This is a genomic window from Streptomyces syringium, from assembly GCF_017876625.1.
Classification (GTDB): Bacteria; Actinomycetota; Actinomycetes; order Streptomycetales; family Streptomycetaceae; genus Streptomyces; species Streptomyces syringius.
Map to the genome: position 1 here is coordinate 5,049,498 of NZ_JAGIOH010000001.1, position 11,758 is coordinate 5,061,255.

Consider the following 11,758-nt stretch of genomic DNA (forward strand, 5'->3'; position numbering starts at 1 on the left):
CGCCCCTCCAACTCGCTGAACGGCCACGCCGTGGACGGCGGTTACCCGTTCATTGTCCCGTGCGACGCCCCCGCGGCCGAGGCATATCCGGGATACGAAGATCCCGCCGCGCCGCACGGGCACCGCGGATGCGGCTCGACGGGCCGGGGAGACCAGGCCGGACCCGGCAGAGCCAGCTCCAGACGGACCCCCGCGCTCGCCGGGGACCCACCGTCGAGAAAGGCCAGAGCCCTCGCCACGGTCAGCCCCGCCACCACCGTGGCCAGTGCCATGTCGCAAGACGGTACCCCCGTGCCCCGGCCGGACCTCCACTGGGCGAGCATCCGGGGCCACGCGGCGTCCCGCTCGGCGCGACCCAGCTCGATACAGCCGGCGCACGCCGACCCGCCCGGCAGCACCAGCGGCCCCACCAGCCCGGTGGCCTCCAGGACCCCCGCGTACAGATGCGGGGTCCCCGACGCGATGAGCTCCTCGGCCGCGGCGGGCTCCGGGGCGTAGGCCGCGAGGCCGTCGCGCGGAGCGAACACCACCAGCGCCAGCGGTGGCGGGCCGGTGTCCGGCGGGCCGCCGTCCTCGCCCGCACCGGCGTCCCGGTCGCGGCCTTCGCCGCCGCGGGCCCGGGGGCGGGGGAGCGGCGCGGCCTGCCGCACCACCCGGCGGGCGGCGGCCTCCCGCCGCTCCCCGGCCCGCTCGGCGCCCACCCCGCCGGGCGCCACGTCCCACGGCTCGACACAGCCGCCGTCCAGCACGTCGACCTGGCCCACCCCCGACGCGGACAGCAGTGCCGCGACGGCCGCCCCCACCCGCCCCGCGCCCCGCACCTGAACCCGCGTCGCCTGCCGCGCGCTCATCAGCCGCGCCGCCGCGCCGGGTTCGGGATGCAGCACCGACAGCGAGGCCAGGTCCGGGCGCAGCCGCTCCAGGCCGCCGCCCCGGCCGCGCAGGGCGGCGGCAGCCTCGCCGCCGCCCCGGGGGTCGTCGAGCAGCCCGGCCTGGCTCAGCCGCTCCACCAGGGCGTCCGTCCGCCCGTCCGGCAGCCCGAGATCGCGCGCCGCCGCACGGAGCAGCGGCAGCCCCCGGGTCCCGTCGAGCAGGCCCAGAAAGCTGCCGGTCGCGGTGTCCACCGGACCGACCACCACCGCGTGGGCCGGGGCCACCCCGAACTGCACCGTCTCGCGGTCGCGCCAGCTCCGGCGCAGCGCGGGCTTGAGCATCGGATGGGGGGAGCCGGGCGGCTCGCCGGCCGGGCGGGTGCGGGGATGTACGGCGAAGGGCCGGGCCCGTCCCGGGGCGGGGAATTCCTCGGCGTCGTGACGGACGGCGGCTCGGTGCGCGGAGTTCTTCTGCATGGCTTCCCCCTCGGTCGGCCTTCAGCATGCGCGCCCCGCCGCATCACCGTGCGAAGTTGTCCACAAGCAGGGGGTGATTGTCATACAAGCCGTGCGCTCTGCGGGTGTTTCCCCGGCAACCGAGCGAGGGGCGGGACTTCACGCGCCGCCAGCAGGTAACGTCGGGGCCGTGCCCGTCGACCCACTGCACAGTGCCGCAAGACCACCGCGCAGCGCCCCGAGCCCGCTCTCCAGTGGCTCGGACGCGTACGCGGTGGAGGTCCGCCGGAGTTCGCGCCGCCGCAGAACGGTCTCCGCCTACCGGGAGGGTGAGCGCACCGTCGTCCTCATCCCCGCCCGGATGTCGGAGGCGGAGGAGAAGCGGTGGGTGGGCGTGATGCTCGACAGACTCGCGGCGCAGGAGAGCAAGCGGATGCTCGGCGACGCCGAGCTGGCCGACCGGGCGCAGCGGCTCTCCGCCCAGTACCTCGACGGCCGGGCCCGCCCCGCCACGGTCCGCTGGGTCACCAATCAGAACACCCGATGGGGCTCGTGCACCCCCGCCGAGGGCAGCATCCGTCTCTCCCACCGGCTCCAGGGCATGCCCGAGTACGTCGTGGACTACGTCCTGCTCCACGAGTTGGCGCATCTGTTGGTCCCCGGGCACGGCCCGCGCTTCTGGGAGCTCCTCGAGGCCTATCCGCGCACCGAGCGTGCCCGCGGGTACCTCGAAGGTGTGGTCGCCGCCGACCGGCTGCCGCATCTCCCTGCCGCCCGCAGCGAATGACGCCGCCGGCCGGGTGACACCCCCGGCCGCCCGCGCCCGGGGCGGCGCGGGCCCGCTCGCCTCCGCGCCGCCCCGGGCCCCCGCACGCCCCGGAATCGCTGGCTGTGAGGGTCAGCCGTTAGCCTGACGCAACGCATTCATCGCAGGTTCGGATGGGGGACGGTCGTAACGCATGGCCAGGGAATTCCAGCGCGGCCACAAGGCCAAGATCAGTGACCTGACAGCGGGGACCGATCTGTACATCGGTGTGCAGATCTCCGGGCCCGGGCTGTCCTTCGACATCAGCTGCTTCGGGCTCGACGCCCAGGAGCGGCTGTCCGACGACCGGTACTTCATCTTCTTCAATCAGCCGAAGTCCCCCGAGGAGTCCATTCAGCAGCTCGGCGCGCAGGCCGGTGACACGGAGTCCTTCCGGGTCACGCTCGACCGCATTCCGGCACACATCCGGAAGCTCTCCTTCACGGCGACGCTCGACGGCGCGGGCCAGATGTCGCAGATCGGCCCCGGTTACGTCCGTATCGTCGCGGGCGGTGCGGAAGTCGCGCGGTACTCCTTCACCGGCGCCGAATTCAGTACCGAGCGCGCGGTGATGCTCGGCGACATCTATATGAAGGACGTCTGGCGGTTCGCCGCCGTCGGCCAGGGCTTCGACGGCGGTCTGGAAGCGCTGCTCACCAACTTCGGCGGCGAGGTCCTGGAGGAGGAGCCGGAACAGGCTTCTGCCCCCGCCCCTGCCGCGGCCGCCCCCGCCCCCGCCTTCGCGCCCCCGGCGGCGCAGGCGAGCGCGCCCCCGGCCTTCGCCGCGCCGCAGGCCCCTGCACCGCCGCAGACCCCGCAGCCCGCGCCCGCCGCGCCGACCCCGCCGCCCGCCCAGGGCTTCGCGCCCCCGCCCGGCAGCACCCCGCCGCCCGCCGCCCCCGCGGTGCACGCGGCCGCCACGATCGCCGCGCCGATCGCCCCGCCCGGCTTCTTCGCCGGCCAGTCCGGCACGGGCCAGCAGACCCCGCCCGGCGGCACGGTCCCGCCGCCGCCCGGCCAGCCCGGTGTGCCCGGTCAGCCGGCCCCGTACGGCCAGCAGCAGCCGGCCCCTTACGGGCACCCCGGCCAGCACCCCGGCCAGCACCCCAACCAGCACCCCAACCAGCAGCAGCCCTACGGACACCCGGGCCAGCCCGGTCAGCCGTTCCCCGGCCAGCCGGCGCCGTACCCCGGTCAGCCCGGTCAGCCGACGCCCTACGGCGGGCCCCCGCCCGCGGCGCCCCAGGGCACGCCCCCGCACGGCATGCCCCAGGGCACGCCCCCGCAGGGCGGCACCCCCGTGGGCGTCCAGGCCGCGCTCGAGAAGTACCGCGAGGCGCCCACCGGGCAGCGGTGGACCCTGCAGAACCCCCGGCTCATCCGCGTCGACCTCGGCACCGACCCGCAGCCCGTGCTCGCCCGCCAGGGCAGCATGGTGCTCTACCAGGGCAAGGTCGACTTCGGCTACAAGGGCGCCGGGTTCGCCGGCCGGATCATGGGCAACGCCACCGGCCAGGAGATGCAGCTGATGCGCTGCACCGGCCGGGGACAGGTGTTCCTGGCGGAGAACTCCGCCCATGTGCACCCCATCGAGCTCCAGGGCGACGGCATCTGCGTCTCCGCGGAGTCGGTGCTCGCCTTCGACGAGTCGCTCCAGCACGAGGTGCGCCGGATCGAGGGGCACGGCATCCCCGGCGGCGCGCTGTTCACCATGCAGTTCCAGGGGCACGGCACCGTGGTCGTCAAGACCAACGGCGTTCCCGTGGTCCTGCCGGTCACCCCGACCACCTACGCCGACAGCAACGCCATCGTCGCCTGGTCCGCCGCCGCCCAGGTGGTCGTCTCCAGCCAGGTGCGGCTGCGCCGCAACGCCTACCCGGGCCACAGCGGGGAGACCGTGAACCTCCAATTCCGCGGCGCGCCCGGCAATTTCATCGTCGTCCAGCCCTACGAGGTCTGAGGGAGCCCGAAATGACCATGAACCAGACTCCGATCTCGGGCTACGCCCCGACGCCCGTCGCGGCCCGGATGGAGAACCACGGCAGCAGCATGCTCAAGGTGGCCATGCAGTCCGGCCACGACCTGTTCGCCCGCACGGGCTCGATGATCGCCTACGAGGGCTTCGTCCAGTACGAGGCGAATCCGCCCGCCATCCGTCAGATGGCCTCCCAGTGGGTCACCGGCGAGGGCATGCCGCTCATGAAGTGCCACGGTGACGGGCTGCTCTACCTCGCCGACTACGGGGCGGACGTCGTCTGCCTCCAGCTCAACGGGGACTCGCTCTCCGTCAACGGCACCAACATCCTCGCCTTCGACGCGCATCTGCAGTGGGGTGTGCAGCGGGTGAAGGGCATGGCGAAGTTCGCGGGCCAGGGCCTGTTCAACGTGGCCATCTCCGGCACCGGCTGGGTCGCGCTCACCTCGCGCGGCACCCCGATCGTCGTCGACTGCGGTCGCGGCGAGGACGAGACCTATGTGGACCCCGATGCCCTCGTGGCCTGGTCCACGGGCCTCAAGATGAAGGGGAAGCGCAGCTTCAAGGCTTCCTCGATGATCGGCCGGGGCAGCGGCGAGGCGTACCAGCTGGGCTTCTCGGGCCAGGGGTTCGTGGTCGTACAGCCCAGCGAGGACAGCACTGACCGGCTCCGGGCCCGGGGCTGAGGGGGAGCGAAGACATATGCAGAGCCCGCTTTTCGGCCACACCGAGGCCCAGTCCCAGGACCGCTACGCGCTCCAGAACCCGCAGTTGCTGCGGGTGCTGCTCACCGGCCACGACGACATCCTCGCCCGCAAGGGCTCGATGGTCGCCTACCAGGGCATGATGGAGTTCGACGGCGAGTTCCTGACGCGGGGCCAGCAGACCGCCCGGGCCCACACGGGTGAGGTCCTGGACCTGATGCGCTGCTCGGGGCAGGGCACGGTCTATTTCGCCAACCTCGCGCAGTATGTCCACGTCGTCGACGTGGACCACAACGGTCTGACCGTGGACGCCGCCTACGTCCTCGCGATGGACTCCACCCTGCACTGGGACACCATCGCGGTGGACAGCCAGTTCGGGATCTCCGGTTCGGGCGCGTACAACCTCGTCATCTCCGGGCAGGGCAAGGTCGCGCTCATGACCTCCGGCCAGCCCCTGATGCTCCAGGTCACCCCGGACAAATACGTCAACGCCGACGCGGACGCCGTCGTGGCGTGGTCGACGTCGCTCGTCGTGCAGATGCAGGCGCCGACGTCCTCGTCGAGCGTCTTCCGTCGGCGCGGCAGCACGGGAGAGGGCTGGGAGCTGAACTTCCAGGGCCACGGCTACGCCCTCGTGCAGCCCAGCGAGCTGCTTCCGCCCCAGGGCGCGGAGATCGGCCAGGGGGCGCTGGCCCAGTACGGCCTCGGCCAGCAGGGCGCGCACGGTCAGAACCAGGGCAACATCTGGTCCAACCGCTGAGCGATGCGTAAGGGGCGTCACCCCAGGGGTGACGCCCCTTACGCGTGCGCGCTCACAGGTGGGCGAGCGTCCGCTCCATCAGCCGGACGACCGACTCGTCGGCCACCGCGGCCACCTCGTGGTACGCGAACCAGCGCAGGTCCAGCGACTCGTCGCTGATGGCCTCCACCGCGCCCTCCGGCACCAGCGCCGCGTACTGCACATCGAGGTGCCAATTGCAGGGCGAGGGAATCGGATGCCGGTCCAGCCGGACCGGACCGACCGGCAGCAGGGTCAGCCCCTTGATGCCGGACTCCTCGGTCGCCTCCCGCAGCGCCGCCTCCGCGAGCGTGCTGTCGCCCGGCTCGCAGTGGCCGCCCATCTGGAGCCACATCCGCAGCTTGCGGTGCAGGGTGAGCAGCACCTTGCCGCGCGCCGGGTCGATCACCAGCGCGCTCGCCGTGATGTGCCCGGCCCGGCAGGGCTTCCACGTGCCGTCCGGGTGCTCGGCCAGGTGATCCAGATAGAGATCGCGCAGCTCCTCCTGGTCCCCGTACTCCTTCAGGACGAGGACGGCGTTCTCATGGAGGCTCACTTGTCGCCTTCGCCCTTGTCCTCGCCCTTTTCGTCATCCTTGGGAGAGTCCCCGGCGGAGTCCTTCTTCAGGTCCGGCTTCGCGGACCCGCTTCCGGCCGCCTCGCCCAGCATCTTGTCGAGCTCGGAGAAGTCCAGGTGCTCGCGGTGCACGAAGCCGTCCGGGTCGTCCAGGTCGGCGGCCGTCGGCAGCATGTCCGGGTGCTCCCACAGGGCGTCGCGGCCCTCCAGGCCCCGTGCGTCGGTCAGCGATGCCCACAGCCGCGAGGCGTCCCGCAGGCGGCGCGGCCGCAGCTCCAGGCCGATCAGGGTGGCGAAGGTCTGCTCCGCCGGACCGCCGGACGCGCGGCGGCGGCGCAGCGTCTCGCGCAGCGCGCCGGCCGACGGCAGGTGCGGCGAGGCGGCCGCGTGCACGACCGCGTCGACCCAGCCCTCGACCAGCGCGAGCGCGGTCTCCAGGCGGGCGAGGGCCGCCTTCTGCTCCGGGGTGTCCTCCGGCTGGAACATGCCCTGCTGAAGGGCGTCCTGCAGCTGCTCCGGGTGCGAGGGGTCGAGCTGGCCGACCACGTCCTCCAGCTTGGAGGTGTCGACCTTGATGCCCCGGGCGTAGCCCTCGACCGCGCCGAACAGGTGCGAGCGCAGCCACGGCACGTGGGCGAAGAGCCGCTGGTGGGCGGCTTCCCGCAGGGCCAGGTACAGGCGGACCTCGTCCTGCGGCACCCCGAGCCCGGAGCCGAGCGACGCGATGTTCACCGGCAGCAGGGCGGCCTTGCCCGCGGGGCCGAGCGGCAGACCGATGTCGGTCGAACCGACCACCTCGCCGGCCAGCACGCCCACGGCCTGGCCGATCTGCTGGCCGAACATGGCCCCGCCCATCTGCCGCATCATCCCGAGCAGCGGGCCGGCCATGGCCTGCATCTCCTCGGGAAGCACGTCGCCCATGGCGGCGCCGACGCGCTCGGCGACCGGGTCGACCAGGTCCTTCCACACCGGGAGGGTCGCCTCGACCCACTCCGCGCGGCTCCAGGCGACCGCCGTGCCCGCGCCCGACGGCAGCGACGTCACGCCGTCCAGCCACAGGTCGGCCAGGCGCACGGCCTCCTCGACGGCGGCCCGCTCGCCCGGCGTGACGCTGGCGTCCTTGCCGCCGTCGGCGGTGCCCTGCGCGACGGTCTGCCGCGCGATGTCCTTGGCCATGTCCCAGTTCACCGGGCCGCCCTCGTACGAGAGCATCTGGCCCAGCTGCTGGAACGCGGCGCCCAGATCGCCCGGGTTCATGGAGCCGAACATCGCGGCGAAGGGGTTGTCCCCACCGCCCGCGGCCCCGCCGAACCCGAACGGATTCGCCGGTCCCTGGCCGCCGCCCTGGCTGCCGCCCTTCTTCTTGCCGTCGTCGCCGTTCTCCGGCTCCTCCGGCGGAAGACCGAATCCGAATGGGTTGTCACTCACGGGTTTCCTCGGCTCGTAGGGCCGCCGGCGTGGAACCGGCGGCGAATGCCCGACATCACTACCCAGCGTAGACACCTCTGCGGTATCCGGGCTTGGTGCTTCGCCGACCCGGGGCCTGCGGCAGGATGGACGTCACCTGGTACGTACGCGTCATCACACTTACGTACTGAAGACAACCGCTGGAGACGCCCGGTGAGTTCCCCCGACCGAGAAGTTCGCGCAGCGCGAAACGGTTCCGCGCGAGACAGTACGGCCCTGCCCGGCCGCCGACCCGTCGTCGCCGTCACCGGTGCCGCGAGCGGCGTCGGCGCGCTGCTCACGCAGCGGCTGGCCGCATCAGAAGAGATCAAGCAGGTCGTGGCGATAGACGAGCGCCGCGGCGATGTGACCGAGGCGCAGTGGCATGTGCTGGACGTCCGCGACCCGGCGATCGCGGAGAAGCTGCGCGGTGCCGACGTCGTCGTCCACCTCGCCCTGGACCTCGACCTGGAGACCGACCCCGCCGCCCGCACCGCCTACAACGTGCGCGGCACCCAGACCGTGCTGACCGCCGCCGCGGCCGCCGGGGTGCACCGCGTCGTGCTGTGCACCTCCGCGATGGTCTACGGGGCCCGGCCGGACAACGCCGTGCCGCTCGCCGAGGACGCCGAGCTGCGCGCGACCGCCGAGGCCACCGGCGTCGGTGACCTGCTGGAGATCGAGCGGCTCGCCAAGCGCGCGCCCCGCGCCCACCCCGGGCTGAACGTCACCGTGCTGCGTCCCGCTGTCCTCGTCGGCGGCACCGACACCGCCCTCACCCGCTACTTCGAGTCGCCCCGCCTCCTGGTGGTCGCCGGATCCCGGCCGACCTGGCAGTTCTGCCACGTGGAGGACCTGGTGAGCGCCCTGGAGTTCGCCGCCCTGGAGAAGGCCGAGGGCGATCTCGCGGTGGGCTGCGACGGCTGGCTGGAGCAGGAGGAGGTCGAGGAGCTGACCGGCATCCGGCGCATGGAGCTGCCCTCGGCGGTCGCGCTGGGCGCGGCCTCCCGGCTGCACCGCCTCGGCCTGACCCCCTCGCCCGCGGGTGATCTCGAGTACACGATGCACCCGTGGGTGGTCAGCGGCAGCAGGCTGCACGACGCCGGCTGGCGGCCGCGCTGGACCAACGAGGAGGTCCTCGCGGAGCTGCTGGAGGAGGTCGCGGGCCGGCACACGGTCGCGGGCCGCCGGCTCGGCCGCAAGGACGCCACCACGCTGGGCGCCGCGGGGGCGACCGTCGCCCTGGTGGGCACCGCCGCGCTGGTCCGCCGTGCCCGCAAGGCGCGCCGCCGCCTGTAGACCCCGCCGGGGCCGCTGTAGGACCCTCCATACGGCGTTCCGGGCGGCCTGGTGAAACACCATTCACCACCGCCGCCCCGCGTGCGGCACGATGGACCGTATGGCCCGTACGTATGACCGCTCCGGCGGCCACCCCGGTGAGCTCGCCGCCCTGGATCCGATCCGCCTCCTCGCCGTCCGTGACACCCCGCTGTCGCTGGACGAGGTCTTCGCGGCGGTCGGCGACGACGCCGCGGGGGGCACCGCGCTCTTCGTGGGCACGGTGCGCGACCACGACGGCGGTGCGGACGTGGACGGGCTCGGCTACTCCGCGCACCCCACGGCCGAGGCCGAGCTGCGCCGCGTCGCGGAGAAGATCGCGGCGGACTTCCCGGTACGGGCGCTCGCCGCGGTGCACCGGGTGGGGGAGCTCGCCATCGGCGACCTGGCGGTCGTGGTGGCCGTCTCCTGCCCGCACCGGGCCGAGGCCTTCGCGGCGTGCCGCCGGCTGATCGACGACCTCAAGGCGGAGGTCCCGATCTGGAAGCACCAGAAGTTCACGGACGGGACAGAAGAATGGGTCGGCGCGTAGCGCCGTCGGCATGGGGGCACCTCCCAGCGGTAGCTGGGGGAGGGTGGGGGCTTAGTTCGTCCCCGCAGGCCAGACCCCTATTGGCTGACCCGGGTTGCGTAACCGGGCCCCTGACGTAAGCGTTGAGACGGCGGACGTTTAATCTGCTCATCAGTCAGTTGCGCTTCGGAAGGGGTCGGGAGGCCGGCATGGCGGCACTTGCATGGTTGCTGATCCCCGTGGCCGCGGCCTGCGCCGCCGCCCTGTGGGGGAGTTGGGCGGCCCGCAACCGCAAGGTCGGCGATGTCGCGGAACTGGCGGGCTACGAGCGGTTCCGCGCCGCCATGGAACGCCGTGAGTCCGGCGTCTCGCCGGACTCCGACGCGGCCTAGCGGGCGCTGCCCCGTACGGACCGCCCCGGGGGTGGACTGTCGGACCCGTCCCGTACTGTCGTTCCATGCCCCGCCGCACCGCGACGATGCTCGCCTCCCTCCTGATGCTGATCGCGCTGCTCTGCGCAGGCGTGCTGATCCCCGTGCCGTACGCGGAGATGTCGCCGGGGCCGACGTACAACACCCTCGGTGAGCACGACGGTGAGCCGGTGCTCCAGATCTCGGGCCACAAGACGTATCCGACCAGCGGCAATCTCAATATGACGACGGTCCGCGTCACCGGCTCGCAGTACCGGATGAATCTGGTCGAAGCGGTCTACGGCTGGCTCGCGCACGACAATCTGGTGGTCCCGCACAGCACGCTCTATCCGGATGACAAGACTCCGGACCAGCTGAACCAGGAGACCGCCGAGGAATTCAGCCAGTCCCAGGAGAGTGCCAAGGTGGCGGCGCTCAAGGAGCTGAAGATCCCGGTCGGCACGCGCGTCGTCGTGGCGCAGGTCGTCAAGGGCAGCCCGGCCGAGGGTGCCTTGCACGCGGGCGATGTGATCAAGGCCGTCGACGGTACGGAGATCAAGCAGCCCGGCGACGTGGCCGAGCTCGTCACCAAGCACCAGCCCGGCCAGGAGGTCTCCTTCCTGGTCGTTCCGGCCAAGGAGGCGGCCGCGGCGGAGAAGGAGAAGCGGGCGCCGAGGCAGGAGCGGACGGTCAGCCTCATCACGGGCAAGGCACCCGACAAGCGGGCCATAGTCGGCATCCAGGCCGGGATCGACCACACGTTCCCGTTCACCATCAACATCAAGCTGACGGACGTCGGCGGGCCGAGCGCCGGGCTGATGTTCGCCCTCGGGATAGTCGACAAGCTGACCCCGGAGGACCTCACCGGCGGCAAGTTCATCGCCGGTACGGGCACGATCGAGGACACCGGCAAGGTCGGGCCGATCGGCGGGATCGAGATGAAGACGGTCGCCGCGCGGGCCAAGGGCGCCCGGTTCTTCCTCACGCCCAAGGACAATTGCGCGGCGGCCGCCAGGGACACCCCCAAGGGCCTCACGCTCGTCAAGGTCGACACCATAGGTGACGCGACGAAGGCCCTGGAGAAGATCCGCAAGGGTGACGCGGCGAGCCTGCCGAGCTGCTCGACGGGCCGCTAGGCGTCACCCCCCAGGCGGACGGGCGGGCGTCAGCCCTCGAACGTGGCCGCGAGGGCCTCGGCCAGGCCCGGTACGAGGTCGGCCCCGGTCAGCACCTCGTTCGGTGAGTCCTTCTCCCGCAGGCGCAGCGCCGACTCGCGCGCGCCGTCACGCAGCACCGCGACGGTCATCCGGACCTCCTGGCGGTCCGGGTGCGCCGCGACCCACTTGGCGAGCTGCTTCTCGTTCATCCCGTTCGGCACGGTCCCCTCGGCGGACGGCGGCAGCATCAGCCGCTCCACGGTCAGGGCGCAGCCGACCACCGCGTCGGGCCAGGCGATGGTGCCGAGGAACTTGTCGAGGGCGGTGCCGCGCGGCAGCTCGTCCTGCTCGATCGGGGTGAGGGAGGTGGCGTTGCCGGGGGTTTCGTCGAGGCCGAGCTGGGCGGCCAGGCCGGGCTCCTGGGCGCGCAGTTTCGCGGTGTCGACCAGGGCGAAGAGGCGGGCGGGCTGGTCCCAGCCGAGGCCGGAGGCGTACTCGTCGATTTCGAGCACGGCTCGGGTCAGCGGGCTGGCGGCCATCGGGGTGCCGGGTTCGGAAGGGCTGGGGAAGCTGGGAAAGCTGGACATGGTCACAATCGTGCCCTGAGAGTGACCAAAAACGGGAACTGAGTAAAGCCTCGGTAAGTTGCCACACTGGGTCCTACTATCGCTGGGCCTGATCGACAGCTTCATCGACAGCGAACTTCGAGGTGCGCACCTTGGCTTTCCAG

12 protein-coding genes are annotated in these 11,758 nt (G+C 72.5%); 8 read left to right on the forward strand and 4 right to left on the reverse strand.

Annotation, left to right across the window (positions count from 1 at the left end; all coding sequences use genetic code 11):
* Positions 1 to 41: 41 nt before the first annotated feature.
* Positions 42 to 1,214 (reverse strand): ThiF family adenylyltransferase, encoded by a 1,173-nt coding sequence (locus JO379_RS22585; RefSeq protein WP_130880298.1) that lies wholly within the window; start codon positions 1,212 to 1,214, stop codon positions 42 to 44.
* 304 nt (positions 1,215 to 1,518) lie between these two features.
* Here JO379_RS22585 and JO379_RS22590 point away from each other — a divergent pair, with 304 nt between their 5' ends.
* The 4 genes from JO379_RS22590 to JO379_RS22605 all read left to right on the forward strand — a co-directional run bounded on the left by JO379_RS22590 (position 1,519) and on the right by JO379_RS22605 (position 5,572).
* Positions 1,519 to 2,115: a M48 metallopeptidase family protein gene (locus JO379_RS22590; RefSeq protein ID WP_130879788.1), complete on the forward strand. Its 597-nt coding sequence runs from the start codon at positions 1,519 to 1,521 to the stop codon at positions 2,113 to 2,115.
* Positions 2,116 to 2,287: 172 nt separating this feature from the next.
* The gene (locus tag JO379_RS22595; RefSeq protein ID WP_209516676.1) at positions 2,288 to 4,093 is read left to right on the forward strand and encodes a TerD family protein; all 1,806 of its coding nucleotides are present in this window, start codon (positions 2,288 to 2,290) and stop codon (positions 4,091 to 4,093) included.
* 17 nt (positions 4,094 to 4,110) lie between these two features.
* Entirely contained in the window at positions 4,111 to 4,794 is a 684-nt protein-coding gene (locus JO379_RS22600; RefSeq protein WP_130880299.1) for an AIM24 family protein, read from the forward strand.
* 16 nt (positions 4,795 to 4,810) lie between these two features.
* Positions 4,811 to 5,572 (forward strand): AIM24 family protein, encoded by a 762-nt coding sequence (locus tag JO379_RS22605; RefSeq protein WP_130879790.1) that lies wholly within the window; start codon positions 4,811 to 4,813, stop codon positions 5,570 to 5,572.
* Positions 5,573 to 5,624: 52 nt separating this feature from the next.
* Here JO379_RS22605 and JO379_RS22610 read toward each other — a convergent pair whose 3' ends face one another.
* Together JO379_RS22610 and JO379_RS22615 are read right to left on the reverse strand one after the other, a co-directional pair.
* On the reverse strand, positions 5,625 to 6,146 hold the full coding sequence (locus tag JO379_RS22610; RefSeq protein ID WP_130879791.1) for an NUDIX hydrolase: 522 nt from the start codon (positions 6,144 to 6,146) through the stop codon (positions 5,625 to 5,627).
* Positions 6,143 to 7,594: a zinc-dependent metalloprotease gene (locus JO379_RS22615; RefSeq protein ID WP_209516679.1), complete on the reverse strand. Its 1,452-nt coding sequence runs from the start codon at positions 7,592 to 7,594 to the stop codon at positions 6,143 to 6,145. Before JO379_RS22615 ends, JO379_RS22610 begins: the two co-directional genes overlap by 4 nt.
* A gap of 192 nt (positions 7,595 to 7,786) precedes the next feature.
* Here JO379_RS22615 and JO379_RS22620 point away from each other — a divergent pair, with 192 nt between their 5' ends.
* From JO379_RS22620 to JO379_RS22635, 4 genes are all read left to right on the forward strand, one after another.
* Complete coding sequence (locus JO379_RS22620) at positions 7,787 to 8,911, forward strand: SDR family oxidoreductase (protein WP_130879793.1); 1,125 nt, start codon at positions 7,787 to 7,789, stop codon at positions 8,909 to 8,911.
* Between the two features lie 91 nt (positions 8,912 to 9,002).
* Positions 9,003 to 9,482: a molybdenum cofactor biosynthesis protein MoaE gene (locus JO379_RS22625; RefSeq protein ID WP_130879794.1), complete on the forward strand. Its 480-nt coding sequence runs from the start codon at positions 9,003 to 9,005 to the stop codon at positions 9,480 to 9,482.
* Positions 9,483 to 9,670: 188 nt separating this feature from the next.
* The gene (locus JO379_RS22630; RefSeq protein WP_130879795.1) at positions 9,671 to 9,853 is read left to right on the forward strand and encodes a hypothetical protein; all 183 of its coding nucleotides are present in this window, start codon (positions 9,671 to 9,673) and stop codon (positions 9,851 to 9,853) included.
* A gap of 65 nt (positions 9,854 to 9,918) precedes the next feature.
* Positions 9,919 to 11,007 (forward strand): YlbL family protein, encoded by a 1,089-nt coding sequence (locus JO379_RS22635; RefSeq protein ID WP_130879796.1) that lies wholly within the window; start codon positions 9,919 to 9,921, stop codon positions 11,005 to 11,007.
* 29 nt (positions 11,008 to 11,036) lie between these two features.
* Here JO379_RS22635 and JO379_RS22640 read toward each other — a convergent pair whose 3' ends face one another.
* Entirely contained in the window at positions 11,037 to 11,615 is a 579-nt protein-coding gene (locus JO379_RS22640) for a PPA1309 family protein (RefSeq protein WP_130879797.1), read from the reverse strand.
* Between the last annotated feature and the right edge of the window lie 143 nt (positions 11,616 to 11,758).